This is a genomic window from Brevibacillus agri (assembly GCF_004117055.1).
Lineage (GTDB): Bacteria > Bacillota > Bacilli > Brevibacillales > Brevibacillaceae > Brevibacillus > Brevibacillus agri.
Window position 1 is genome coordinate 5,181,507 of record NZ_CP026363.1, and the last position, 25,229, is coordinate 5,206,735.

Here is a 25,229-nt window from a genome sequence, read left to right on the forward strand (position 1 = left end):
AGGCCCGTTAGTTGCGAAAAAGGCTCCTTCCGATTTTGTAAGGGCGTCGTAAGCCAATTCTCTTTCCTCGCCCCTCCCTGTGCGGTAGGATGAAGAGGTGTCTGTTTTTGTTTGGACATTCATCTATGGAAAAAAGGAAGTGATCGGCTTGTCAGCCTTTGCTCCCATCGGGAACCAACGGATCAACACATTGGACACCGTGCGCGGGTTCGCCCTGCTCGGCATCGTCCTGGTCAACATATTGCCGCTTCTCTCCGTGCAGACACCTGCTCCCGGCAGCGTTGACGCCTGGCTGTTCCAGTTTTTCAACTTTGCCGTGGAATCGCGCTTTTTCGTGATTTTCTCGTTTTTGTTTGGCGTCGGCTTCCATCTGTTTGTCAGCCGGGCAAAAGAAAAAGGCGCAAACAGCACCGCCCTGTTCATTCGCCGATTGATTGCGCTTCTGGCCTTCGGCTTCGTGCACAAAATGTTTCATCCGGGAGAAGCGTTGTTCATTTACGCCATCTTCGGCTTTATGCTGATGCCTTTTTACCGCCTGCGCGCTAAAACAAATCTGGCAATCGGTCTTATTCTCTCCATCCTGGTTTGCGCCACAGGCGTGAAGCCGTTTCTCGTGCTGCCGCTGTTCATTCTCGGCCTGTCCGTCGGGCAATTCGGGGTTTTTCAGGACATTCCCCGCTTCCTGCCCGCGATCAAAAAGGTGCAAGGAATCGCCTTCGCGCTCACGCTGCTCGGCTTGTACGCCCAGTATCAATTCCTGCCATCCGATCCGTTCATGTCGGCCCAGACGATCGTCGTGGACGATATCTCGGAGCAACAACTGCTGGAGCTTACGTATTACACGATCGCCCTGACCTCGACAGGCTTTGTCATGTCGGCGTTTTACACAACGACGCTGATCCGGCTGTTGGAGCACCGCAGCGTGCAAAAGGCGCTGGCGCCGCTGACCAGCTACGGGCGGATGGCGCTGACGAACTACGTGGGACAGACGGTGCTGATTTTGGCTGGCGGCTATTTGTTTGGCTGGTACGGCACGCTCAGCTACTGGCAGTCCACGCTCATTTGTCTCGGCATTTACGCGCTGCAAATGGCGTGCAGCATGCTGTGGCTGTCGGTCTTTCGCATGGGGCCGCTGGAATGGGTGTGGCGCGTATGCACGTATATGCGGGTGACGCCTCTTTTGAAGGGCAGCAAGGAGCGGGGGCGCGCCTGATAGCTTGCTAGGGCTTGCATTTAACAGTATTGACCCTTCTGGCCCTTCCTCTTCGAAGTGAATTTGGAAAAAATGAGCAATCCGTTCTTTTGATGGATTGCTCGTTTCACCTATACCCGATATCCTACTTATTGAGATGAAGATGATGACTATTTTGGAAGTCTTCTACATGCCTGAAATAGTGACTCTTCTGTTAGCTGCTGCGTTTAATTTAAGGAGCATAGCCAAACAAAACGACAAAATCATAAAGTTGCTAGAGGAATTAAAAAAATAAAGATAGCAGCCTAAAAACCGCCAGAATGTACAAATTCGGCGGTTTCTTTTCGACAATCGAATTAAGCCTTTCGTTGGAGGTTTCACGCTGATCGCGACTGCCATTCTAGTGCGGAAGGTGTTTGGACAACTGCAACAAAAATGCAACGCCTCACTTCTTCAACCGATACGGCACCGTAGCGATTTTCACATCCTGCCTGGCAAATAAATACGCCCGAATCAGCAAACTCGTCTGGTTATGCAGCAGGTTATGCCACCAGCGCTTTGTAATAAACTGTGGAATCATGACCGTAACATGGTCGGTTTCGGCCTTTTTCCATTCCACCGTGTCAATAAACTTAAACAACGGCCTGATGATACTACGGTAGTGCGAACGCAAAACAATCAAGCGCACTCCCGGATTCCACTGCGCCCATTTTTCCTCCATTTTTTTCATGTCCTCATCACTGAATCCTACATAGACAGCCACGATGTCGTCCGTCAATGATTGCGCATAACTGATCGTGTTTTTTACCACCTGCGATATGCCCGCCACCGGGATCACAATGACACTGCCTTTTGGCTCCGGCTTATCGGTTTCAACATCCAGCCGCAGCTCATCGGCCAAATCTCTGTAGTGCCTGTTAATTTTGCGGAAGATAAAAATGACGATGGGCAGGAAAATAAAAATCGACCACACCTGCGTGAACTTGGTAAGCAAGAAGATCAGGCAAATCGTCAAGGTCGTGAGCATGCCCAACGTATTAATCAGAAAAGGCGTGAGCCAGCCTGGCGGTTTTTTCGTGATCCATCGCTTCATCATCCCTGCCTGTGACAGCGTAAACGGGATAAACACACCAAGCGCGTATAACGGGATCAGATTTTCTGTTTCTCCTTGAAACGCAATAATTAAGATTCCTGAAAGAATCGCCAAAAAAATGATTCCGTTCGAAAACCCCAGACGATCTCCCCGGACCATAAACATGTTGGGCATGAATCTGTCCTTCGACAGCATAAAGGCAAGCAAAGGAAAGGCCGCAAAAGCCGTATTGGCTGCAAGGAACAAAATAAGCGCTGTAACAGCCTGAATGAAGTAGTACAGGATTCCGCGCCCAAAAACCGTTGAAGCGATTTGCGACACTACTGTTTCCTTTGGACTCGGCGCAATCCCGTACGCGTAAGCCAGCAGGCTGATTCCCATGAACATAATGCCAAGGATCAATCCCATGGTGATAAGCGTCAAAGCTGCGTTTTTCGGTGCTGGCTCCCTGAAATTCGGAATGGCGTTGGAGACAGCTTCTACCCCTGTCAATGCCGAGCAGCCTGAACTAAAAGCCCGCAAAAGCAGGAATAACGTAATGCCTGGAACAACTGCGCCGTATTCGGGAGATGGCGTGTGAACGTTCCCGGCTATCCATTGATACACGCCGCCAATGATTAAGGCGAGAATGGCTACGACAAAAAAATACACGGGGTACATTAAAATCGTAGCCGACTCCGTGATGCCCCGTAAATTCAAGAGCGTGACAATGAAAATCATCAGAAGGGCAACCAGCACGCGATGTTCATGCAGAGCCGGAAATGCCGATGTAATCGCGTCTGTGGAAGCGGACGTACTCACCGCCACAGTCAAAATGTAATCCACGAGCAAGGAACCGCCTGCAACCAGCCCTGTCGTGGTTCCCAAATTGTCCTTTGCCACAATGTATGCTCCGCCGCCTGTCGTATAAGCGAATATCGTTTGGCGGTAGGACAAAATCAGGATAGTTAACAGGCCGACAACGGCAATCGAGATCGGGATGGAATACCATAGCGCTGCAGCGCCCACCGTTATTAATACGAGAAGAATCTGCTCGGTTCCGTAAGCTACGGAAGATAGCGCATCAGATGAAAGGACCGCTAACGCTTTTACTTTGCTTAATTTTTCTGCTGCAAGCTCGTTTGTTTTCATCGGTCTTCCGATCAGGAAGCGCTTGAAATCGGATATCATCTATATTCTGCCCCTTACCAGATTTTCGGTTAGTTTCCCCGCCGTTTCCAAAATTAAACGAACCGGTCCACCTGCTGCTAATCATGCACGGCTGCTCATTTTTTCTTATGTCAGACTACCCGAACCTTGCTCGCTTCCAGCTAAACAAGGCAACAAAAAAGCAGCCTGCACGATCTGTCACGCGGCTGCGCCCCAACCCATTTTCTTCCAAAATATATGCTTTCGCAAAAAAAAGAGAGCCTTCCATCATTCTGGCTCTCGTCTTCTGTCTGCTATTGTTCACCCTTCACGGCAGCCACTGTCGCCAAAGCTGCTTGCAGGTCGTCATAAATCACGTTGCCCACGACTACCGTGTCGGCAATCGCCGCCATTTCCGCCGCTTGCTGCGGAGTGCGAATGCCGCCCCCGTAAAAGACGTGGGCTTCGTCGGCCCCTGCCTTGCACGCCTTGACGATAGCAGGATCGCCGTAGGTGCCGCTGTACTCCAAATAGACGACAGGCAAACGGCAGATTTTGGTCGCGACTTGCGCGTATGCCTTCGCTTCTGCGGCGTCTGCGATCGGCCGCGCGCGCGTCAGCTCGGCCACTCCTGCTGCGGGATTGGCGATGAGATACCCTTCCGTAATGATCTCGTCCCAGTGAATATAGGCGCCATATGCTTTCAGCCCGGTGACGTGCGGCGTAAACGTCCAGTCAGGATCACCCGCATTCAGCACGAGCGGGATCAAATACGAATCAAATCCGGGCACAACCGCATCGAGCGAAGAAATCTCCAGCACAGCCGGAACCGCGTAGCGGCGAATGCGGGACATCAGATCGAGCGTGTTGTCGAATGTCACGCCGTACGTGCCGCCGACAATAATCGCATCGGTACCGGACTCGCAAATCAGTTCCAGCGCCTCGTCGTCGATCGTTTTGTCCGGGTCCAGTTTAAACGTATGGCGCCAACTGCGATAGTCAATCAACGTTGCCTGCCTCCTAGCTATTTTCCAATGCGCTCCAGCGCCATCTGATATCCGTCGTTGCCGTAGTTCAGGCAGCGTTTGACGCGGGAGATGGTGGCTGTGCTGGCCCCGGTCTCCGCTTCGATCTGGTTGTAGGTAAAGCCTTTGCGAAGCATGCGCGCTACTTCCAGCCGCTGCGCCAGCGACTGCATTTCGTTTACCGTGCACAAATCGTCAAAAAATTGATAGCACTCTTCCATTGTTTCCAGAGACAGAATCGCTTCAAAAAGCTGTTCAATCCCTTTCCCCTTCAGTTTTTCCAGTTGCATGTTCGTCACCCCGATTATGGTCTCCGTCTTCCGGACGGTTTCTCGCTGTACAATTTTTAAGCACTAAAGCCTTACAATTAATCTTAGAAGAAACCGCCTTCATCCGCAAGCCCCAATCCCTACTGGAACTTCAACGATTGCGACAGATCCGGGGTAGTCGGGAGGATTTCCACCCATGTATTTCCCGGCAAAAGCGGCGCCTCCTGCGTCAGCGCAACGTCCTCGTAGGCACGAATGACGCCGTTGCTGCGCTTCCACTTGATTTTGCGGGCTTTGCCCTGCTGGAACAAATAACCGTCTCCCGGGCCGACTACATCGACCTGTCTGCGGCCCTCGCTGTCGAGGACGCGGTGCTTGGCCGAGATGACCAGCAAATTCGTCGTCGAAAGCTGCTTGTTGTCGCTCAGATCGACATGCGGCTTGCCAGCCGTGAAGCGCATGTATTTCTTTTGTTCGGCATCGTATGTAAAGGCAGCCTTGTTCAACGAGTGAAACGTCAAATCCACCTGTGTCGCCGGCTCGCCTTCCTTGATCTTTGCATCTGCGGGCAGGAACGTGAAGTGAGGCACTTCAGCGGTTGAGCGCATGCCTTTGTCCTCCATCGCCTGCTGGATCAGCTCTGGCTTGGTGTAGAGGTTGTGCGGCATTTTGCGGAAGTTCTCCCTCCAGAAGTAGCGGCCGTTCGGGATTTCGTCCAGATGGCTGTAGTCGGACCGCGCCAGCGTTTCCAGCGCTTCCTGGCTGCCGCCTGCATGGACGAGCACAGCGTCAAAGCCGATGCCGAGCTGAATGAAATACGGGCGAATGCTGCGAACAGGCCCGATGACGTCCGGCTGCTGGCTTTGGTAAATCGTCAAAAAGCGAGTCATCTCGCCCTCGGCCAGCACTTCGTAGATAATGTCCGCCTTGTTCAGCCCTGTCTGCGGCCGCGCTGGCGGCGCGTTGTTAATCATGACCATGATCGGGCGCTTGCTGTCCAGTCGTTCCTGACTGCCGAGTCCTGTCAACGGGGCAGTGTACGGGTATTGGATCGGTTGGTTCGCCTCCGGCGGCGTTTGCACGGTAGGAGCGGTCGGCTGCTCTGGAGCCGGAGTAGGCTGCGTATCCACCGGCTGCGTGGCGCAAGCCGTAACAAATAGCAGCAAGGATAGTAGCATGAGTGACGTTTTCGTCTGTCGTTTCATGAAATCGCTCCTTTCCATCTGTCGGTGCCGTTTTTTCCCTTCTTCATTTTTCGCGAGAGCGGAGGGGATTCCTGCTTCCACACGTTTTCCACGATTCTCTTACGCGCCTCCCACACATCTCGTTTTTTGGCTATGCTATAATAATGGAAAACAGATGCAAAGCGAGGGCAAAACCATGAACACCCCCTACCTTGTCTATCTGGTGGACGATGAAACCAACCTGCTAGAATTGCTGCAATCGTACTTGCAAAGCGCCGGATTGCAGGTCAAGGCATTTTCCAGCGGCACCGAGGTGCTGCCGCTGCTTGATGAAGAAACTCAGCCCCATTTGTGGATATTGGACATCATGATGCCGGATATCGACGGCTACGAGCTGCTCCGGCTCATCCGCCAAAAATCGAACGTCCCGATCATTTTCATCTCGGCCCGCGACCAGGACGTGGATAAAATCATCGGTCTGGAGTTGGGCAGCGACGACTATCTCGCCAAGCCGTTTTTGCCTCGCGAGCTGGTCATTCGCGCGAAAAAGCTTTTGCAGCGCACCTATGAAAAGCCAGGTGTTGCCGTCGTGTCGCCGCAGACTTTCCAGGATTGGGTAACGGTCGGTCCTTATATGATCTCAGAAAAAGGACGGCAAGTAAAAGAAGGCGACGAACTGATTGATTTGACGACCAAAGAGTTCGAGCTGATCGTCTACCTTTTGCACAACCAGGGACTGGCGCTGAATCGCGAGCAAATCCTGACCTCGATCTGGGGCGAGGATTACATCGGCTCCGACCGTGCCGTCGATGACCTGGTCAAGCGAATCCGCAAAAAAATGCCCAAGTTTCCACTCGAAACGGTCTATGGCTTCGGCTACCGGATGACGCGCGTATGAGCAAATTTCGGCTGAAAAACTTGCCGCTCTCCCGGCAAATTCTCATTTTGTTCATGCTGTTGACGAGTGTACTGGGCATTGGACTTGGCATCGGCTATCCGCTGGCCGTCAAACAATACCTCGTCTCCAACACGTACGCGCTGCTGGAGGACGAGTTTTACACGTTGTCCGAGCATATTTCCTTCAATGAACACAACGAGCTTTTGCCCGTTCCGGCTGCGGCTCCTTACTTTTTGCAATTGCTGCTTTCCCGCTACGAATACTCGTTTGACATGATCGTCTACGCCGAAAACGGACGAGAGCTAGGCAGCCGCAGCAGCAGCGGGCGGATTCCGTATGAGGAAGCGCGGGAATTGTTCCTCAAGGCTGCCGCGCACCCGAACGGCCAACTGCAACACGGCACGTTGAGTCGCGGCGACGAAAACTACCTGTTCGTCAGCAAGCGCATGGACTATCACGGCTTTCCGTACTACATGGTGCTGTTCTCCAAGGAAAAAGAGCTGAATCAGATCAACGCGATCCTCACCCGGCAGTTTTTGCTGATTTTCAGCCTGCTTTTGCTCGTTAGCTGGCTGCTCGCTGTCTGGTTCAGCGGATATTTGAGCAGGCCGCTGCGCAGTCTGGACGAGCTGTGCAAAAAGATCGCCCGCCGCCAGTTCGACATTCCGCTCGTGATGGATCGCGGCGACGAGATCGGCCAGCTCGCCCGCTCATTTGATACGATGAAAAACCAGTTGAAGGAATACGACGAATCACAGCGCCATTTTGTGCAAAACATTTCCCATGAGCTGAAAACGCCGATCATGGCCATTCAAGGCTATACCCAAGGCTTGATCGAGGGCGTCTTCCAGGGACCGCAAGCGGAAAAAGGGCTGGCGATCATCATGGAAGAGAGCAAACGGCTGGAAAAGGTCGTCGGCCAGTTGTTGTATTTGACCAAAATCGAATCCGTCTCCCAAATAATGCAGGTAGGACGCGTCGACCTGTCGGAGATGATGCATTTGCTGCGACAACGGCTCTCCGTGCTCAATCCGCAAGTAGAGTGGCAAGTGAACGTGCCCCCCGACTTGATCGTGGAAGGCGACGGCGAGCAGCTCAGCACCGCTTTTGTCAACATCATGGAAAACCAACTGCGCTATGCCAAAAGCCGGCTGACCATCACCGGCCGACAGCTTGGGCAAAACGTAGTCGTGAGCATCTCCAACGACGGTCCGCCTATCGAGGAGGCGCTGCTGCCGAACTTGTTCCAGCGCTTCCGCAAAGGCAAATCCGGCAAGCACGGCCTTGGACTGGCGATTGCCCGCGCCGTCTTCGAAGCCCACAAAGGCACGATTGATGCCCGCAATGACGCGGACGGGCCTTGCTTCACCATGACGATTCCCGTCTCGTTCAAAGGCTGACAGAGCCAGTAGCAAAAAGAGCGATTCGCCCGATGCAACCAACCATCGAGGCCAAATCGCTCTTTTTTTGCGCGCTTGCCTATAGAGCAAATTCGACAAAAGCATAGCTAGACACTGTCTCGTAGCCGAGCTTTTCATAGACCCGAATCGCTTGCGGATTGTCGGCAAACACCATCAAATAGACGTTTGGCGACTTTTCCAGGCCCAGTCGGCTGACGTCGGACGTAATCTGCGTCCCCAGCCCTTTTTGCCGATGCTTTTCGCTCGTTCCGATGTTCCCGATCTCCACAAACGCCTCTTCGTACACGTGAAAGCCTGCCAAGGCCATCGGCTCGTCCTGCTCGGAAAAAAGCGCGATGTGCGGCATCTCGACCACTTCCTCGGCGCGAAAGCTAATCATGCCGATTCTTTGCGCCAGCTCCACGGCGACCTCGGCCTCAGCCGATGCGAGCAGGCGAGAATCCCCCGGCGCAAGCAACTTCTCCGGCCGGACCAGCTTCATCAGTTGCATTTCCCTTTGCGACAGCGTCCCTGGAATCGTCACCCGCTTGAGGCAAGCGTGAGGCACAGCGAACACCCCTGTCTGCCCGGCAGCCAGATCGACAGCAGGATGCTCGCGAAAATAATTCAGCATCTCCGTCACCTCGTAGTCTCTTTCAGCGGCAAAAAGCTGCAAGGAAAACGCATGGAACGGCATCCCCTGCAAATACGAGCCAACCGCCCGCAGCTCTCCCTCCTCCACATCTGCCGCAAATAAGCTCCGCTCCGCCCGCAACGCCACATTGCCGTACAATATGTACGACTGCTCCAGCGAAATGGGCGCGAGCGAACGAACTTGTTCACGATTCATCGGCAAAATCACGGCAAAAACACCCCTTCTTTCGATTCCCTATTGACGTTCTTACGCTTGGCGGTTACCATGATAAAAATTTCTCTAATAAAGATCATACAGGAGGAGAGACTTGTGGCTTTTTATTACACAGAACCATCTCGGACGTTTAACGAGTTTTTGCTGCTTCCGAACCTGACCACAAAAGAATGCACCCCAAACAATGTGGACTTATCCACTCCGATTACCAAGTTTAAAAAAGGCGAAAAACCAGCGATCAAACTCAACATACCGTTCTCATCCGCAGTCATGCAAGCAGTTTCCGACCATCATATGGCGGTCGCATTGGCTAGATGTGGCGGTATTTCCTTTATTTTTGGCTCCCAGTCGATCGAGAGCCAGGCGACCATGGTTCGCAAAGCGAAAAACCACAAGGCAGGCTTCGTCGTGAGCCGCTCCAACCTGACGCCAAGCCACACATTGAAAGATATTTTGGAACTGAAAGAACAGACAGGCCACTCCACAGTAGCGGTGACCGAAGACGGCTCCGCCAAAGGCAAGCTGCTCGGAATCGTTACCGGACGCGACTACCGCATCAGCCGCGACTCGCTGGACAAGCCTGTGAGCGATATCATGACGCCGTTCTCCTCCCTGATCTACGGCAAATCCGGCATCACGCTCTCCGAAGCAAACGACCTGATCTGGGAGCACAAGCTCAACTGCCTCCCGATCGTGGACGACAACCAAAATCTCGACTTCCTCGTTTTCCGCAAGGACTACGACTCCCGCAAAAACAACCCGCTGTCGCTTTTGGACGCCAATAAAAGCTATATCGTAGGAGCGGGCATCAATACGAAAGACTATCAGGAGCGCGTTCCTGCCTTGGTGGAAGCAGGCGTCGACATCCTCGTGATCGACTCCTCCGACGGCTTCTCCGAATGGCAGCGCGACACGGTTCAGTTTGTCAAACAAAACTTCAACGTGCCAATCGGCGCTGGTAACGTCGTCGACAAGGAAGGCTTCCGCTACCTCGTAGAAGCGGGCGCAGACTTCGTAAAAGTCGGCATCGGCGGCGGCTCCATCTGCATCACCCGCGAGCAAAAAGGGATCGGACGCGGCCAGGCTTCCGCTGTAATCGAAGTGGCGGCAGCGCGCGACGAATACTTCAAGGAAACCGGCATTTACGTACCGATTTGCTCCGACGGCGGCATCGTGCACGACTACCATGTGACGCTCGCGCTGGCAATGGGCGCAGACTTCGTCATGCTAGGCCGTTACTTCGCCCGTTTCGACGAAAGCCCGACCAAAAAAGTGAAGATCGGCAACAACTTCGTGAAAGAATATTGGGGAGAAGGCTCCAACCGGGCGCGCAACTGGCAGCGCTACGACACAGGCGGCAAAAGCAGCCTCGTCTTTGAAGAAGGCGTGGACTCCTACGTGCCATACGCGGGTAGCCTGCGCGAAAACTTGGACCGCACGCTGAGCAAAATCAAGTCGACCATGTGCAACTGCGGCTCCCTGTCCATCTCCGAGCTGCAGCAAAAAGCGCGCATCACGCTGATCTCCGCTACCAGCCTCGTCGAAGGCGGAGCGCACGACGTCATCCTCAAAGAAAGCACCATGGCAGCCGAATAATAAATATCCAGGCAGGAAAAAAACGACGCGTAAGCTGTTCTCGCATCGTTTTTTTCTATTTCAGACAAGCTACGACAGGCGGTACACCGCAAACGGCTCCCCGTGACGGTACGGGTCGCTCAGGCGGTCCAGCTTTTCCATCGTCGCCGCATCGAGCGCAAGCGAAGCGCTCTGCAAGTTATCCGTGAGCTGGTCAACGCGAGTCGCCCCCACGATCACGGTCGAGAAATTTTATTGTCTTTTGCAAAATTTACGATAGCACGACTAACCTTATGGTCTTGGTCTTTCATCCAACGTTGTTCTTTATCTTTTGAACTACGAATCGCATTTACCTTTTTCTTTTTGCCTAATGCTTTGCGTTCAGAACGAAACTTACGCTTCATGTACTTATTTTGTCTGCCATTCCCAAAGAAACGTACCTTTTCATCATCTGTTACAGCAACGGCAGGAACTTTTAAACCCAAATCAACCCCCATGACTTTTACTCCTGTTCCTTCCATAGTAGGTATGGTGACAGAAATTTGGGCAATCCATTTATTTGCTTTCTGTGTGATTCGAAGCGTACCTAATTTGTGTTTTAGCAAAGCAAAGTTACGGTTGTCTTTATCAACTAACAAAGCACGGATAGGTGTTTTAGTTACCTTGCCGTCAATCATAATCGGCATGGAAATGTGCGTGAAATCAAACGAATAGTTTTGATTGTTCCAAATGCAGACAGGTTTTTTCAAAACAGGAACAGTAGTGAATTTGCTTTTCTTCGCTTTCTTAAACACACTTTTCGCGTCCTTGATAGCTTGATTTTTAACGGCACTTGGCAAAGAAGCAGAAATATCCTTACTCGACTTCTTTGTGCTTTTCTTTTCAGCAACCATTTCGGAAACGAGAGTATTGATAGTGGAGAGGTACGTTTGACTCATTTCACGCAAAATAGAAGCCTGTTCTTTTGTTGGAAGCAATTTCACTTTGACTGTGATGGTCTGCGACATGATTTTCACCCCCTTGTTTTCTGTTGTTCGACATATCGCTTTATCGTTTCACTTGATACATTTCCTGCGGTAGAATGGGAGTGCGTTGAGAAACATATGCGTATGGTCTTTGTCGCATTCAAGAGCAACAATCACAATTTGCAGTTCCTCACACCCTTCATGTACCAACTCTTTGAAGCGTTGTTCTACATCTGCTTGCAGAAAAATCTTTCTTCTGTACCGAGGGCAGAACACAAAATGGTAGTTTAATAATGAAAGGGTTGTGCTTGTTCTTCTGTATTCGTTCATACACCTATCGTATCAGTTTGTTTTATATACTACAACAGATGAACAACAAAAAAGAGTGGAATTTTCAAATACTTGAAGTACCACAAACCTTCGGTTTATTCGTGGTACTCCGTATTTTGACCTCACTCTCATCCCGCCCCTAAAGGGGGTGCTATCGCACCGTAGCGGGCTTTCTCGTTCGGAAAATCTGTAAAGGCACCTGTACCGCTGCGCACTTCGCACAGCCGTCAGGTGCCTCTTTGCTTTTTCTCTATACTTCTTCGATCAGGCGCGCCAGCAAAGTCGCGCGTGTCGATATTTCCCCCAGTTCGATCCATTCCTCCGGCGAGTGGGCAAATCCGCCCTTTGCCCCAAGTCCGTCCAGCGTCGGAACCCCGCAGGCAGCGGCGAAGTTGCCGTCGCTTACGCCACCTGTCCCGGATTCCTCCAGCTCCATCCCCAGCTCATGACGGCTGATGGATTTTGCCAGCGCAAACAACACGCCTGTATCCTTGGTACGCTCCATCGGCGGACGGCGAATGCCGCCCGTCACGTTGATGCTCGTGCCCGAAAGTAGCGGCTTGCGCTCGCGGATTACGTTTTCGATGCGTTGCGCCTCTTCCATGGAAACGACGCGCACATCCACCTCTGCCTCCGCGTAATCGGCGACGACATTGGCGCCAATCCCGCCTTTGACTACGCCGACATTGATCGTCGTGCCTTTTTCGTAATCGGTCAGAGCGTGGAGAAATTGGATTTGCCGCGACAGCTCTTCGATGGCCGATACGCCTTTTTGGTGATCGACCCCGGCGTGTGCGGAAATGCCGCGAACCGCCACCGTATAATGCGCGCTGCCTTTGCGCCATGTTTTCAGCGCGCCGCCAGGCTCCGTCGGCGGCTCCAGCACAAAGCTCGCGGCCGAGTGGGACGCTTCCTGCTCTACCAGCCATCTGGAGGTCGGGCTGCCGATTTCCTCGTCGCTGTTGAGCAAGAGCACGATTTTTTTGTCCGCCGGCAAACGGTCCAGCTTCACCAAAGCCCGCAGCGCGAACATCGCCTGCAAAATCCCGGCCTTCATATCATACACACCTGGTCCGTACGCTTTTTCGTCCCGGATGGAAAATGGCCTGCGGGCCGCTTCTCCTTCCAGCCACACGGTATCGTAGTGACCGATGATGAGGATTTGCTTGTCCCCTTCGCCCAATGTGCAGCGCACCTGATCGCCGTATGTCGCATTCGGGATCAGCTCCGCCCTGCCGCCTGTCAGCCGTTGAAACTGGAGCGCGAACCAGCCCGCCATCCGGTCGCCCAGCCGTTTGTCCCGCGAAGGCGAGTCCATGTTGACCGCCTCTTCGAGCAATTGCAAAAAGTGATTCATGTTGTCTTGCAAATAAGTCTGGATTGACATAGTGCCTCTTCCTTAATGAGATTGTGAATTGAGTCCGAACAGGCGCTCTAGTCCGTACACTTTTTCCAGCAGCACGATAAAGACCAGACTCAGCAGAATGACAACCGCGGAGATGGAAGCAACCAGCGGGTCAAGCGTTTCCTGCATATAGGTAAAGATCGCAAGCGGAAGCGTTGTCGTGTCCGGTGCCACCAGAAACAGGGAAACCGTCACATTGTCAAACGACGTCAGGAACGAGAAAATCATGCCTGACACAATCGCAGGCCTAAGCAAAGGCAGCGTGATGTCCCAAAACACGCGAAACGGATGGGCACCCAGCATGTAGCCCGCCTTTTCCAGCGTGTAGTCAAATGTGCTAAGCCCGGTGAGCACCAGCCGCACGACATACGGAATGGAAATCAGGATGTGCGCCAAAAGCAGCCCGGTAAACGTACCCGCAATGCCGATGCGCGTAAAAAACAGCAACGCGGAAATCCCGATAATCAGCGACGGCACCGTGAGCGGCGAGAGCATCAGCGCATTGATGAAGCCGCTCCCGCGAAACTTGTACTTGGACAAGGCAAATGCCGCCAGCGTACCGAGCAACGTAGCCAGAACAGCCGTTACCGTCGCCAGCTTGAGACTCGTCCAGAGCGATTCGATAAACTCCGGCCGATCCAAAATCATCGTGTACCATTGGAACGAAAAGCCCTCCGGCGGAAACGCCAAGTATCCGGCAGCCGTAAAGGAGCTTGGAATGATGACCAAAAACGGCAGATTGACCAGCACCAGCACAAAGAACGTGATGAGCCCGAGCACATTCAGCTTTTTCATGACGCAAACACCTCTTTATACCGCTTCGTTTCGATCAACCACGTGTACAAGGTCACCAGCAAAATCGTACTGCCCAACAGCAGGAAGGCCAACGCCGCACCGAGCGGCCAGTTCAAGGTCGCCATGATCTGCTCATACGCGATCACAGGCATCACCTTCACCGAAGTACCCCCCATCAGGGCAGGAGTGACAAACGCGCTCATCGACAGACTGAAAACGAGTGTCGTCCCGGCGATCATCCCCGGCAAGCAAAGCGGCAGCGTCACCGTAAAGAACGTGCGCATGCGCGATGCGCCCAAAATGGATGCTGCCTTGGACAGCGACGGATCAATCGCGTACAGGCTGGTCGCAATTGCCAGCACCATGTAGGCGATAAACGAGTCGGTCAGGCCGATGACCACCCCAAGCTCGTTGTACAAAAGCCGCAGCGGCTGCTCGATCAGCCCGAGCTTCATGAGCGTTTCGTTGATCCAGCCCTTTTCCCCGAGCACGACCACCCAGCCGAAGTTGCGGATGACCACGCTGATAAGGTGCGGAGCCAAAATCAGCATCGTGACAATCCCGCGCATTTTGCCTGTCGCCTGCGCCATGTACATCGCCACCGGAAAGCCGAGCAAAAGCGTAGCCAGCACGGTCCACAGACTGACGCGGATCGTCCGCCAAAGAATTTCTACGTAAAACGAATCTTGCACAAACAAGGCGTAGTTTTGCAGCGTAAAAGCCTGGTTTTCATCCTGGAAGCTGAGCAGAAGCATGAGCAGCATCGGCAGGATAAATACGCCGAGCAAAACAATCATGGCTGGTGCCGTCAAAAGTGTGATGGAAAGACGCTTGTTCATCCGTCATCCCCTCTCCACGGGCATGACCAGCACGTCTTCTGCGTTCCACTGGCAGTAGACCGTTTTGCCTGCTTCTTGTTCTGCCGACTTGTCGCTCATCTGGACTTTGACAGACAGCGTATGCGCTCCGGTCGCCACCTCGCACTCCGTATAGGAGCCGAGGAACGAGGCAAGCTGCAGATGGCCTTTTACCCGATTCGGCTGCGCCGTGTCCGCCGCCTCCGTCAGCTTGATTTTTTCCGGACGGACGAAAATCACCGCTTTTTGCTGCAAGGCAAACTGGTGCTTCTGCCCTGCAGCCTGCACGAGCAAACCGCCCGTCGTGCGAAGCGTCACGGTGTCGCCTTCGGTCGCGATCACTTCTCCTTCCATCCGGTTTGTCTTGCCGATGAACGTATGGACGAACTCGGAAGCCGGCTGGTTGTAGATCTCGTGCGGAGTGCCGATCTGCTCCACGAAGCCGTGATTCAGCACAACGATCCGGTCGGAGAGCGCCAGCGCTTCCTCCTGGTCGTGTGTCACGAAAATGGTGGTGACGCCAATTTCCTGATGCAGACGCTTCAGCTCGTCGCGCAGTTCCTCGCGCAGCTTCGCGTCCAGATTGCTGAGCGGCTCATCCAAAAGCAAGAGCGACGGCTCAATCACCAATGCGCGCGCGATGGCAATCCGTTGGCGCTGTCCGCCGGAGAGCTGCTTCGGATACCGATCCGCGACGTTTGGCAGCTTGACCAGCTCCAGCACACGATTGACGCGCTCCTGCATCTCCTGCTTTCCGATCTTGCGCAGCTTCAAGCCGTAGGCGATATTTTCCGCCACAGTCATGTGCGGAAACAACGAATACGTCTGAAACACCATTCCCAGTTCCCGCTTGTACGGCGGGACGCCATTCATCCGTTGACCCTTGATGAGCAAATCTCCGCCATCCGGGTCCAAAAATCCGGCAATCATGTTCAAGGTTGTGGTTTTGCCGCAACCGGATGGACCCAAAAACGAGATGAATTCGCCTTGCTCCACCTGCAGGTTGAAGTCCTGAACCACGACATTGTTTTGAAACTTTTTCATGATGCCGCGCAGTTCGACGTCAATCACCTTTGTCACTTCTATACCTACTTTCCTGTTTTGGGTGCGATTTCTTTGTTAAAGCGGTCCAGCCAAGCCGATGTTTCCTTGCTGATGACGTCGTAGTCAAAGTTGACAACCTTCGCGCGGTCAAATGCCAACGTCTTCGCTACATCGTCCGGCAGCTTTACTTCGGTAGCAGGATTGTAGTACAGCTTGGTCGCGTACATCGTCTGCACTTCGTCCGTCAGCAAAAAGTCGATGAACGCTTTGGCTGCTTGCGGATGCTTCGCGCCTTTGACGATTGTGGCGATGTTTGGCACGATATTGCCGCCCTCTTCCGGGAAGACAAATTCCAGCGGCACTCCCGCTTCTTTTTGCGTGAGGCTGCGCGCCATCGTCCAGGTGGTGTAGGCTGCGCTCTTGTTTTGCAGGTTTTGCTGCAACTGCGCCGCGCTTTTCGCGAATGTCGGCATGTAGCCTGCAAGCGTTGCCATTTTTTCAAAACCAGGCTCGATATTTTTCTCCGATCCACCGTTGGCGTAGGCCAGCATAATCATGGTCGAACGTCCGAAGTTGCTCGCTACGTCTGTCATCGTGATGTTGCCCTTCACTTCCGGCTTGGTCAGGTCGTTCCACGACGCCGGAACCGGCAGTCCTTTTTCTTTGACCAGCTCGCTGTTGTACGAGATGCCCATTGGCGTGAAGTTGACGACGACACCGCTGTCATCCGTGACTTTCAAATCTTGCGGCACGTTTTTCACGTTTGGAATGTCCGTGGCAGAGATCGTTTCCCACAAGCCTTCCTGGCGCCCTTTTTCCTGCTCGCCGCCCTCGACGATCGTCAAGTCGATTTGCGGGGAGTTTTTCTGCGCTTTTACTTTCGCGACGATCTCGGTCGATACCCCGGATACGTAGGTCAGCTTGACGTTCGGGTATTTTTCGTTGAATTTCTTGAAGATTTCGTCTTTCATCAACTTCTCTACAGTAGCTCCGTTCCCCGCGACAACCAGCGTGTCTTCCAGTTGCACCTGTGCTTGCCCGCCGTCTGTATTGCCAGCAGCCGGCGTCGGAGCGGCAGTTTGCGGTGTGGAAGAGCCACAGCCCGCAAGCAAAGAACCAGTCAAAGCAAAAATCGACAGTACAGATAACGCCTTTTTCTTCACGTAAGTTCGACCCCCGTTTTATCTTGTTTGTTCACGAATAGAGAACAACGTTTGCTATTCAAGAACGATAGTGTTATCCTATCATAAAGAGACTGACTATTCAAGGTAGTCATACAAAAAGCACCATTGCCTCCATTCAGGATTGCCTGCCCCCTATCTGTGGTAGAATAGGACTAATGCACATAAAGGAGACGTTTTTTATGGACCAAGTATTGTCTTCTGTACGAAACGGTTGCCGACTGTTAAAAATGTTTCTCGATTCTCCCAAAGAGCTTGGGGTGACCGAGCTTAGCAAAAAGCTTCAGCTATCAAAAGGAGCGGTGCACAAGCTGCTTTCCACGCTGGAATCAGAAGGCTTTATTCGCCAAAACGAAAAAACCAAGCAATATACGCTTGGCTATACACTGCTGGAGTTGGGCACGAAGGTGCTCACCAACCACGATATTGTCGATTTTTCCAAACCGTTTTTGACCGGGCTTGTCTCCCGGGTGAACGAGCTGGCCGTCCTGTGCGTGCAAGACTCGAAGGACGCCATCTACGTCGCGAAGGAAGATTCGAAGCATCCTATTCGCTTTACGGTCGAGTCTTTTCGCCGCTTCCCGCTCTACTCGACGACGGCGGCACGGGTGCTGCTCGCCTACCAGCCGGAGTCGTTCCAGGACGAGATATTGGCGGAGCAACCTTTGAAAATGTACACGCCTCACTCCTACACTTCCATCGAAGAGGTCAAAGCCGACCTGCAGGCGATCCGGGAGCGCGGCTACGAGATCAGCTCGAACCGCCGCAACACGGGCGTCACGGGAATTGCCGCGCCGATTTTCGATTCCACCGGACAGGTGACCGCCTCGATCAGCGTGATCGGCCCGACGGATCGCGTGATGCCCAAAAAAGAAGAGATCATCCAGGAAACGCTGGCTACGGTGCGCGACATGTCCACCCAGCTTGGATACCGTTTGCCGTAACCGCGCAGCCAACGAAAGAAGACCTTCCGCACAACGACCGGTTCGCTGTGTGAAAGGTCTTTTTTGTTTAGGCAGCCGTCATTCACCCCATTTTTGGGCGTACGCTTCCCGCAGTTGTTCCCAGCGGCTCCACGACCAGGCTGGCTGCTCTCCCGCAAGCACTTTTGCCAAAAGCTCGAGATGGGCATGCCAGCCTGCAAGCATCCGGGGCAGCAGCTCCCAGCGAACAGCCGACTCGTTCGCGTCCTTGCTGTTCCATGTATAGGCAAGCAGCGCCCAGACGATTTGCTTTTTCCAAAACCCTACGGCAAGCGCTACAGCCCCCGCCACCACGTATTCCGGGCTCCACGCTCCTTTTGGCGCGTGAAACAAAATCGGCGGAATCGTCATGGAGCTGAATACCCCGATCGGAACCATTGCCAGCCCGCGCCTGAGCCAAGCCGGAATCCCCCACCTGGAGCTAATCAGCAGCATCGGAACCCTTACAACAGATGACGGGCGTTTAACAGCAAGTTCGAAACGAGAATCGGCCAGCCGACGATGCCCTGCGAGCCCACCGCCGCAAACTGCGAGGAGCCGGCATTGACCAGCAGCGAAAACAGCATCGCCTCCGTCACTCCCAGCCCAGCCTGCCTGGCTAGTATGCCAAACACCATCCCGTCCACGATTCCGGCGGCGGCCACGGGAAAAATTTGTTTCATTCCTTTTCATTAGCGTTGCATAAAAAATGAATCCATCTATTGTCAAATTATTCTGAATGACATTTTCAACTTCACAACCAAAAACGAGAACAGCCAAGCAAAAGGTAGCCACTATCCATTTGGTAGTTTTATACATTTATTACAACATCGACAACAACAAACAACACTTACTTCCTTTTCTGTCGCCCTCTGGATGTTCGTTTGGATTGGTAATCCATTCTGCCTATCCATTGTTCAAAGGTCTGCCAGAGAAACACTTTGAGCCATCTACTGATTTGCAGCAGACTGTGCTGACTGTTTCTTTCCAGCTTTACAAGAAGCAACAAGCAGTAAGCAATGAGAGCGAGAAAAACTTGATTCCAGACCGCATTTTCACTTGTTCCATAGAACGTCTTGATCTTTGCGTGTTGTTTCATCCATTTGAAAAACAGTTCTATTTGCCAGCGCCAACGGTAGATGTCGCTCAATTCTTCTGCTTCTAAGTCGAACCGATTGGTGATGATTCGAATACGATTTCCTTTCGAATCATGCGTTTCAATCAGTCGTAACACATTATCCACCCGTTTTTGTGGCGTTCCAAGAAGGATCATGGAGTCAGATAAAACGGAGCTTTCTGGTGGTACTTTGAAAGTATACAAATGACGAGTTTCCGCGTTATCCTTGAGACGTGAAGCAAAAAAGATGCCCTGATCGGTATACTCATCGAACTTTTCATAATCCACGTACCCTCGATCAAAGACGTACATGGCTCCGATCTCATCAATCAGCGACTCCATTTGGGTGCGGTCATTGGATTTGGCACAAGTTAGGGAAATCTTTTCAGGATAGACATCCTCCTGGCTTGCGAAAACGAGACGAAGATGAATTTTGATTCCTGCCTTTGTTTCGCGAAAGGTTGCCCACTTATACTTTTGCAAACATAATCCAATTGTAGTGGAATCAATGATCTTTATGTGTTTTCGAAGAGAGCAGGCTTTTCCAGAAACGCGTTGAATTTGCTGGACAAGGTCGACAAAAACTTCTTCAAGCAAAGCAGGTTCTACCCGATTGTTTTTTCGACTAAGCTGTGCGGGGCTGATCGATGACAGTCCTAATTCTTGCTGAAATTTCTTTGATAGAACATCGTCAGCAATGGCTCGAAGCCCTTCGCGTTGCTGAAGTTGGGCATGTAAAAATAGGAGAAGATACGCTTTTGTCGTCAGCTTCTTCACGTACTTGTCTTGATCCGTTTCGTCAATTCGTTGTTGAAGTTTCATAATATTGATGGGTGCAACCCATTTACCAAATGAAGAAAATAGGGTATTCTTGTCCATGAGCTATCCTTTGCGTTGGATTTGGACAGGAACTACCTGACCTTTCCAGTGTAAAGGATTTTTTTGTTCCCTAGACAACCAAATACCAAAGATTATGTGTATTTTGAATGATGGGAAAAGATTAATGCAACGCTAGTGGTCTTGCATAAATGATCATCTCCTTAATGGGAAGTTTAACCATTTACACAAAACTTTTTACGCTCTCTGCTTAGGCCGTTTTTTTAGATGGCTTGGCTTTCTTTCCTGCCAGAGCAGACACCAATAATACGATAGCATTCAAATACACATACGTTTTCACTTTTTGAATGCCACCGACATGTAGATCATTCGCTGTCAGGTTTTCCTTTAAACGGGCATTGCATCGCTCTACACTCGTCCGTTTGTGATACATCTTCTTCCAATTCTTTGTGTCCCGATGTGGCAAAGAAAATCTGCGGAGATCATCGTGGACGTTCACTTTTACGACCATTCCGTAGTTGGAGGAAGAGCACCAAGCTGAGCCGTGTGGGCACTCTACTTTTCCCATCACATGCGGGCAACGAAATTTGAGATGGGTTCCGTCAGCACCTGCGTACACCATTTCAAATCCCATGCTGCATCGAGGCGTTCCGTTTGACGTATAACCAGCAGGTGGCTCTTTCTCGTTTCGGAGGTTTAGAGGAATGATAGCCTGTGCCTTGTATTGATGAGCGATTTCGTAGTTCTTGAGATGATCGTATCCACCATCCATCACGTAATTCTTACACACTTCCTTGGCTTGGTTGTTCACTTGTGCCAGGAGAGGAGGAGCCATGTCTCCATCGTTGACGTGAGCAGGAGTGACTTCTAAAGCAACAGGCAATTCGCTGTCCGCGTCTACTGCCAGATGAATTTTGTAACCGAACCACGTGATTTTATTGCCAAAGGAGTCGAACTTGGCTCCCCAGGTGGCGTTTCCTGTTCCTTGGCAGCGAGATTTCGGTTGCTTTTTTTCATACGCATCAATCGCCGTGCTGTCGATGGCAATGGTCGTTCCTGTAATGATTCCCTCTTCACGGCATTGCATGACGAGGTCGTAAAACAGCTTCTCGGCAACGCTTTTCTGGACAATTTGAGCAAATACGCGACTAAACGTTGCAATGGATGGAACGGGTCGATCAATGGGAAACCCACACTGGTAACGAAAGCGTAAATCACTTGTGAGTCTCAGATGAAGAGCAGTAAATTGCGAAATTCCTTCGAAAGGAGCCGCCAACAAAGACCGTAAAATCGCTTCGCGGCTGTGTCCCGTTGCCCCTTGGGGCGTAATGCTTCTCAATTCTTTGGCGTACGGGCGTAAGTCCAGAACCGAAAAAAATAAGGGCAGACGTTCTTTCGATTCAAGTTTTTGCAGTTCCTCAAAGGAAAAAAGTGATGGCTGGAGAATATACAAGTGACTTCACCTTCCTCGAAAAGTTTTCGTGTGTGGTTGCTTGAAAACTTCTCCTTCTTGGGGTGAAGTCCTTTTTTATGCTTTTCAAGTGCTTGATACGAAAGGGCTCAGAAATCTGCAAAAGGCTCAATAGCACAAACCTTAACTTCTCTTGCGAATTGACAGAAAACTCTTCAGGTATTGGTATTGCTCACTTTTTATGAGTTTGTCTAAAAATCGTCTGAATATCAATAAAATGATTCATCACCATAACCCGTGCTAGACATTGAAAAAACGTAGATGTTCCTCTATCGTGAAAGTTGTCCTGACCATCACAAGATAGGAGGAAATCTACGTTGTCTAACCAGTTTACCACAGACTTAATCGGCCTTCCATCGTTTCAACTTTCCCATTGGGACAAAACGACTGAAACCGATTGGGTAGTGACTCTCACTCCCAATCCAGCCTCTCATCTGTGTCCTCTCTGCCTGAAAGAGAGCACCAATCATGCTCGCCCAGGGCACCGTCTTCTTCGTCACCGCTTTATTCCTTCATGGGGTACTGTCTGGGTACGTGTTCCTGTATATCGACAACGTTGCCACGATTGCCAGATCACCTGGACTCTCGAATGGGATGGAATTCCCTATCGAGGAACGGCTACTTTTGCGTTTCGTCAAATGGCCGTTGAGTTGTGTCAGAAGAGGGATTTGCTTAGCGTTTCCAAACAACTCGGAATCTGCTATACGACATTGGAACGGTGGTATTACCAACTGGCTCCTCAGCTTCTCGCTAAGCCCCAAGATCATCTTACGCCTACTATGGTCTGTCTGGACGAGTTTGCTCTCCAAAAAGGACACAAGTACGGTGTCAACCTCATGGATGCACAAAGCGGGCATATCTGGCAGGTTACAGAAGGGCGTTCACGTGAGCAGGTTCGTCAGGCTCTCATGAACTGGCCCTTTGCTACGCCTCCACAGGTTGTTGTGACAGACTTGGCTCCTGGAATGGCTGAGACGGTTCGCGGTGTTTGGAAGGATGCCACGGTAGTAGCGGACAAGTTCCACGTCATTCAGCTCTTCTCCAAATCGTTAGAAGCTGCTCGTAAACGTACCCGTTCGCGGGGAACTCATCGCCGGGGTAGACATGAACAACGTCTGCTCCACACATCTCCTGATAAACTGAAACCTGAGGAACAGGAGGAATTGAAAGCCTGGTTCGCTCAAGATCCCCATTTGGAACGCCTTTACAACGCTCTTCAGCACATGAGAACGGTATATGCAGCTCAGACAGAAGAGTCGGGAAAAGAAGCACTCCAACAATGGATAACCGAGCACCTCACATCTCCCACCTCTGCCGTCCGTTCGATTGCAAAAACAATCGTTCAATGGCGACAGTCGGTTCAGAATTATTTTTCGTTTCGAGTTACAAATGCTCCGATTGAAGGGACACACAACAAAGTGAAAGTCATCAAGCGACGAGCCTATGGGTATCGCAACATCGAGCGGTTCAAGATTCGAATTCGGCTGGAGTGTAAACCAGCCATATAAAAAAGTGAAAAACTACGCTAGAGGAAGATCAAGCACGTTTAATGGTGAAGAGCTAATAAAATGGAAAAACCCTTAGGGAGAAACAAACCTAAGGGTTTTTTTTAGGCAACTTCATTTAAGGTATTTCGACATAAGCTCGGGCAGCCTTGGTTCTTAAGAAGACAAATCGTCTAATGAGCTAAGGCTGTTGAATCGTGGATAGCTCCAAGCCAATAATCGTGTACACAGCTAATTTGTCTTCGTTCAAGAGCTGGAATTCATAATTCTCAGGAGAAAAAAGCGCTTTTTCTTCATCGCTTGTCAGTTTCTCCTTCAGCTTGATTTGCTGAGAGAGGGTATACGTTCCGTCCGTACTGCTTGGGTCAAACGGAACAACGGGAGGAGACTCCACAAGCAACTGGGCGATTTTTTCACTCCCCATCACATCGCCGAAAGTAAAATAGACGGGACTTTCTGTATCCATCATTTTTTCTCGCAGTTCAGGGGACAACCATATTTTGATGCTCAGGCTTGCCAAATTGCCATCTCTCTTTATTTCCAAGACAGAGTTCTTCATGTGCTGTCCATTGATCTCGGTAGAGTAATCCGTAATCGATTTATAGGACTTGGTCGCCTTGGTTGTCGCTGGTACTGTTTCTTGGTTTAAGGTACCGCTGCTGTTCACTGGAGTAGGCTCCGATTGACATCCAGTCAGAGCAAAGAGGAGAAGGAAGCACGTTGTCCAAATGGTTAGCGCAGTTTTGATTTTTACGGGTTGATTACAACGGTTGTGGGTCTTTGTCGGCGTATTCTTTATACGAGTAGTCAGCATAGACACGTGTGGACTTTACCGCCTTCCCATCGATGTATTTGGTGATATACCCTTTTGTGTCAACGGCTTTTGATCCATATTCGATCGTGGTCACGCTTCTGGCAGGGATGTTCCAGGTGTAAGTAGTGGTTGTAGTGGTCTCTGTTCCAAAGGAAACCTCGGCGTTGAACCCTACCTTCGCTTCGATCAGCCCCATATTGAATTTGCCTTCGCCTGACGTACCTACCTTGCCTGTTAAGAAGGTTTTCCTGGAAACAGACCGTGTAACCGTATCGGTTAAATTGCTTCGATTGGTTACTTCCGCTTCGAAACTTTTGGATTTGTATTTTTGCGTTTTGGTTTCTTCGTAGTCTGTTCCGTTGTAATCCAATCGGTAAGGCTTCATGATTGATTTGCTATTTTCTTTCGTGATGACCTGAAAATCATAATTGACTGGTGTCTCCCACACTTTTTCAACAATCTCTAGTTGGCCGACTTTCTCCTTGGTAACGGCAGGTTCAATCGAATGCTTGGATTGGGCAAAAGCAGTTACTCCAGGTGATACTAAAGTGCTTACGAGTGCAGTAGCGAGCGTTAGCTTCTTGAATGACATTTTTGATTACCTCCATTTTCCGTTTTATACATAATAACATAAAATTTGGAAGAGCTAGTATTTTGAATTTTCTGAAAAAAGGAAACGGTAGAAAAGATGAGCTCCGACTCAAAGCCCTTATCATCTCAAAGTTATTCATGCTCACAGAGCCTATAGTAAATGAGCACTTCTTAAGTAGTTGATCGCACGCCGTGCCCTATGAAAGTCGGTCGGCACGGTGTAGGTTAAAAAGAATTCCTTTTTGAAGATAAGGGTATAAGACGAGATAAGCGGTATTCCTCCCTCAGTTACAGCTTTTAAGCCCCGAAATTGGATTTGAGTCATACCCCCTTATCTTGTTAAGCTGATATCAGAAGAACAGAGGGGGATATTTTTATGCAACGGAGACGCTATTCAATCGAGTTCAAACAACAATTGATCCAGGAAGCCCACGAAGTAGGAAACGCTAGTCAAGTAGCCAGACGGCATGGGATAGACCCTAAAATGCTGTATCGATGGATACGTGACTCCAAACACGCAGATTGGCAGAATACGTCTTCCGAAGCTAAAGCTGTAACAAGCTATACCCCAAGTCCAGGAGAGTTTCGGGAACTGGAAACGGAGAATGATAAACTGAAGAAATTACTGGGAGAAAAGGACTTGGAAATCGCGATCCTTCGTGATCTTGTAAAAAAGGTGAACCCAGCTTATCGGACAAAATGGAGATAGCCGACAAGTGGATA

The 25,229-nt window shown here is 51.0% G+C and carries 24 protein-coding genes and 2 pseudogenes; 7 read left to right on the plus strand and 19 right to left on the minus strand.

Features of this window, described 5'->3' with window-relative positions; all coding sequences use genetic code 11:
- Positions 1-142 precede the first annotated feature (142 nt).
- Positions 143-1,213, plus strand: coding sequence for a DUF418 domain-containing protein (locus BA6348_RS25385; protein ID WP_026558487.1), 1,071 nt, complete (start codon positions 143-145; stop codon positions 1,211-1,213).
- A gap of 424 nt (positions 1,214-1,637) precedes the next feature.
- Here the strand turns inward: BA6348_RS25385 and BA6348_RS25390 are convergent, their stop codons facing one another.
- The 4 genes from BA6348_RS25390 to BA6348_RS25405 all read right to left on the minus strand — a co-directional run bounded on the left by BA6348_RS25390 (position 1,638) and on the right by BA6348_RS25405 (position 5,912).
- Positions 1,638-3,455 (minus strand): APC family permease, encoded by a 1,818-nt coding sequence (locus BA6348_RS25390; protein WP_007778646.1) that lies wholly within the window; start codon positions 3,453-3,455, stop codon positions 1,638-1,640.
- Positions 3,456-3,727: 272 nt separating this feature from the next.
- A complete protein-coding gene (gene pcrB, locus BA6348_RS25395; RefSeq protein WP_005833465.1) occupies positions 3,728-4,420 on the minus strand; it encodes a heptaprenylglyceryl phosphate synthase in 693 nt (230 codons plus the stop codon).
- Between the two features lie 17 nt (positions 4,421-4,437).
- Positions 4,438-4,728, minus strand: coding sequence for a YerC/YecD family TrpR-related protein (locus tag BA6348_RS25400; RefSeq protein ID WP_005833464.1), 291 nt, complete (start codon positions 4,726-4,728; stop codon positions 4,438-4,440).
- Between the two features lie 119 nt (positions 4,729-4,847).
- The gene (locus BA6348_RS25405) at positions 4,848-5,912 is read right to left on the minus strand and encodes a DUF3048 domain-containing protein (protein ID WP_007778655.1); all 1,065 of its coding nucleotides are present in this window, start codon (positions 5,910-5,912) and stop codon (positions 4,848-4,850) included.
- A 175-nt stretch (positions 5,913-6,087) separates the two neighbouring features.
- On the opposite strand from BA6348_RS25405, the gene BA6348_RS25410 reads away from it, so the two are divergent.
- Positions 6,088-6,789, plus strand: coding sequence for a response regulator transcription factor (locus tag BA6348_RS25410; RefSeq protein ID WP_005833461.1), 702 nt, complete (start codon positions 6,088-6,090; stop codon positions 6,787-6,789).
- Positions 6,786-8,189 (plus strand): sensor histidine kinase, encoded by a 1,404-nt coding sequence (locus BA6348_RS25415; RefSeq protein WP_005833460.1) that lies wholly within the window; start codon positions 6,786-6,788, stop codon positions 8,187-8,189. Before BA6348_RS25410 ends, BA6348_RS25415 begins: the two co-directional genes overlap by 4 nt.
- A 79-nt stretch (positions 8,190-8,268) precedes the next feature.
- Here the strand turns inward: BA6348_RS25415 and BA6348_RS25420 are convergent, their stop codons facing one another.
- On the minus strand, positions 8,269-9,051 hold the full coding sequence (locus tag BA6348_RS25420; RefSeq protein WP_005833459.1) for a GNAT family N-acetyltransferase: 783 nt from the start codon (positions 9,049-9,051) through the stop codon (positions 8,269-8,271).
- Between the two features lie 102 nt (positions 9,052-9,153).
- Here BA6348_RS25420 and BA6348_RS25425 point away from each other — a divergent pair, with 102 nt between their 5' ends.
- Positions 9,154-10,653 carry an IMP dehydrogenase gene (locus tag BA6348_RS25425; RefSeq protein WP_005833458.1) on the plus strand — a complete coding sequence of 500 codons (1,500 nt, stop codon included), beginning with the start codon at positions 9,154-9,156 and terminating at the stop codon, positions 10,651-10,653.
- A 69-nt stretch (positions 10,654-10,722) separates the two neighbouring features.
- Here the strand turns inward: BA6348_RS25425 and BA6348_RS25430 are convergent, their stop codons facing one another.
- The 8 genes and pseudogenes from BA6348_RS25430 to BA6348_RS25465 all read right to left on the minus strand — a co-directional run bounded on the left by BA6348_RS25430 (position 10,723) and on the right by BA6348_RS25465 (position 17,191).
- Positions 10,723-10,866 carry a hypothetical protein gene (locus tag BA6348_RS25430; RefSeq protein WP_237716586.1) on the minus strand — a complete coding sequence of 48 codons (144 nt, stop codon included), beginning with the start codon at positions 10,864-10,866 and terminating at the stop codon, positions 10,723-10,725.
- An 11-nt stretch (positions 10,867-10,877) separates the two neighbouring features.
- A pseudogene (locus BA6348_RS25435) lies at positions 10,878-11,639 on the minus strand (nuclease/transposase family protein); the annotation flags it as partial.
- A 5-nt stretch (positions 11,640-11,644) separates the two neighbouring features.
- A pseudogene (gene tnpA / locus BA6348_RS25440) lies at positions 11,645-11,927 on the minus strand (IS200/IS605 family transposase).
- Positions 11,928-12,177: 250 nt separating this feature from the next.
- A complete protein-coding gene (locus BA6348_RS25445) occupies positions 12,178-13,314 on the minus strand; it encodes a M20 family metallopeptidase (RefSeq protein WP_005836120.1) in 1,137 nt (378 codons plus the stop codon).
- Positions 13,315-13,326: 12 nt separating this feature from the next.
- On the minus strand, positions 13,327-14,127 hold the full coding sequence (locus tag BA6348_RS25450; protein WP_005836118.1) for an ABC transporter permease: 801 nt from the start codon (positions 14,125-14,127) through the stop codon (positions 13,327-13,329).
- Positions 14,124-14,966, minus strand: a complete 843-nt coding sequence (locus BA6348_RS25455; protein WP_005836116.1) for an ABC transporter permease — start codon at positions 14,964-14,966, stop codon at positions 14,124-14,126. Before BA6348_RS25455 ends, BA6348_RS25450 begins: the two co-directional genes overlap by 4 nt.
- Before the next feature lie 3 nt (positions 14,967-14,969).
- The gene (locus BA6348_RS25460; RefSeq protein WP_005836114.1) at positions 14,970-16,064 is read right to left on the minus strand and encodes an ABC transporter ATP-binding protein; all 1,095 of its coding nucleotides are present in this window, start codon (positions 16,062-16,064) and stop codon (positions 14,970-14,972) included.
- Positions 16,065-16,072: 8 nt separating this feature from the next.
- A complete protein-coding gene (locus BA6348_RS25465) occupies positions 16,073-17,191 on the minus strand; it encodes an ABC transporter substrate-binding protein (RefSeq protein WP_005836112.1) in 1,119 nt (372 codons plus the stop codon).
- 200 nt (positions 17,192-17,391) lie between these two features.
- Between BA6348_RS25465 and BA6348_RS25470 the strand changes: the two genes are divergently transcribed.
- On the plus strand, positions 17,392-18,153 hold the full coding sequence (locus tag BA6348_RS25470; protein WP_007787167.1) for an IclR family transcriptional regulator: 762 nt from the start codon (positions 17,392-17,394) through the stop codon (positions 18,151-18,153).
- Between the two features lie 78 nt (positions 18,154-18,231).
- On the opposite strand, the gene BA6348_RS25475 is transcribed toward BA6348_RS25470, so the two are convergent.
- The 4 genes from BA6348_RS25475 to BA6348_RS25490 form a co-directional block, all read right to left on the minus strand.
- Positions 18,232-18,627 carry an AzlD domain-containing protein gene (locus BA6348_RS25475; protein ID WP_081414804.1) on the minus strand — a complete coding sequence of 132 codons (396 nt, stop codon included), beginning with the start codon at positions 18,625-18,627 and terminating at the stop codon, positions 18,232-18,234.
- A gap of 8 nt (positions 18,628-18,635) precedes the next feature.
- Entirely contained in the window at positions 18,636-18,854 is a 219-nt protein-coding gene (locus tag BA6348_RS25480; RefSeq protein ID WP_026558492.1) for an AzlC family ABC transporter permease, read from the minus strand.
- 167 nt (positions 18,855-19,021) lie between these two features.
- Complete coding sequence (locus BA6348_RS25485) at positions 19,022-20,167, minus strand: IS4 family transposase (protein WP_025845287.1); 1,146 nt, start codon at positions 20,165-20,167, stop codon at positions 19,022-19,024.
- 208 nt (positions 20,168-20,375) lie between these two features.
- Positions 20,376-21,578 carry a transposase gene (locus tag BA6348_RS25490; RefSeq protein ID WP_129552163.1) on the minus strand — a complete coding sequence of 401 codons (1,203 nt, stop codon included), beginning with the start codon at positions 21,576-21,578 and terminating at the stop codon, positions 20,376-20,378.
- A gap of 335 nt (positions 21,579-21,913) precedes the next feature.
- Here BA6348_RS25490 and BA6348_RS25495 point away from each other — a divergent pair, with 335 nt between their 5' ends.
- Positions 21,914-23,104 (plus strand): ISL3 family transposase, encoded by a 1,191-nt coding sequence (locus tag BA6348_RS25495; protein WP_129552256.1) that lies wholly within the window; start codon positions 21,914-21,916, stop codon positions 23,102-23,104.
- A 178-nt stretch (positions 23,105-23,282) separates the two neighbouring features.
- On the opposite strand, the gene BA6348_RS25500 is transcribed toward BA6348_RS25495, so the two are convergent.
- Positions 23,283-23,768, minus strand: coding sequence for a hypothetical protein (locus BA6348_RS25500; RefSeq protein ID WP_005830360.1), 486 nt, complete (start codon positions 23,766-23,768; stop codon positions 23,283-23,285).
- A gap of 94 nt (positions 23,769-23,862) precedes the next feature.
- Positions 23,863-24,507, minus strand: a complete 645-nt coding sequence (locus BA6348_RS25505) for a hypothetical protein (RefSeq protein WP_122953476.1) — start codon at positions 24,505-24,507, stop codon at positions 23,863-23,865.
- Positions 24,508-24,882: 375 nt separating this feature from the next.
- Between BA6348_RS25505 and BA6348_RS25510 the strand changes: the two genes are divergently transcribed.
- Complete coding sequence (locus BA6348_RS25510; RefSeq protein ID WP_005837502.1) at positions 24,883-25,215, plus strand: transposase; 333 nt, start codon at positions 24,883-24,885, stop codon at positions 25,213-25,215.
- Positions 25,216-25,229 lie beyond the last annotated feature (14 nt).

Excerpts from the sequence above, each read along its gene's own strand:
- BA6348_RS25390 (WP_007778646.1), bottom strand. The coding sequence starts at position 3,455 with ATGATATCCGATTTCAAGCGCTTCCTGATCGGAAGACCGATGAAAACA.
- BA6348_RS25400 (WP_005833464.1), bottom strand. The coding sequence starts at position 4,728 with ATGCAACTGGAAAAACTGAAGGGGAAAGGGATTGAACAGCTTTTTGAA.
- BA6348_RS25405 (WP_007778655.1), bottom strand. The coding sequence starts at position 5,912 with ATGAAACGACAGACGAAAACGTCACTCATGCTACTATCCTTGCTGCTA.
- BA6348_RS25410 (WP_005833461.1), top strand. The coding sequence starts at position 6,088 with ATGAACACCCCCTACCTTGTCTATCTGGTGGACGATGAAACCAACCTG.
- BA6348_RS25415 (WP_005833460.1), top strand. The coding sequence starts at position 6,786 with ATGAGCAAATTTCGGCTGAAAAACTTGCCGCTCTCCCGGCAAATTCTC.
- BA6348_RS25445 (WP_005836120.1), bottom strand. The coding sequence starts at position 13,314 with ATGTCAATCCAGACTTATTTGCAAGACAACATGAATCACTTTTTGCAA.
- BA6348_RS25450 (WP_005836118.1), bottom strand. The coding sequence starts at position 14,127 with ATGAAAAAGCTGAATGTGCTCGGGCTCATCACGTTCTTTGTGCTGGTG.
- BA6348_RS25455 (WP_005836116.1), bottom strand. The coding sequence starts at position 14,966 with ATGAACAAGCGTCTTTCCATCACACTTTTGACGGCACCAGCCATGATT.
- BA6348_RS25470 (WP_007787167.1), top strand. The coding sequence starts at position 17,392 with ATGGACCAAGTATTGTCTTCTGTACGAAACGGTTGCCGACTGTTAAAA.
- BA6348_RS25475 (WP_081414804.1), bottom strand. The coding sequence starts at position 18,627 with ATGCTGCTGATTAGCTCCAGGTGGGGGATTCCGGCTTGGCTCAGGCGC.
- BA6348_RS25480 (WP_026558492.1), bottom strand. The coding sequence starts at position 18,854 with ATGAAACAAATTTTTCCCGTGGCCGCCGCCGGAATCGTGGACGGGATG.
- BA6348_RS25485 (WP_025845287.1), bottom strand. The coding sequence starts at position 20,167 with ATGGACAAGAATACCCTATTTTCTTCATTTGGTAAATGGGTTGCACCC.
- BA6348_RS25505 (WP_122953476.1), bottom strand. The coding sequence starts at position 24,507 with ATGTCATTCAAGAAGCTAACGCTCGCTACTGCACTCGTAAGCACTTTA.
- BA6348_RS25510 (WP_005837502.1), top strand. The coding sequence starts at position 24,883 with ATGCAACGGAGACGCTATTCAATCGAGTTCAAACAACAATTGATCCAG.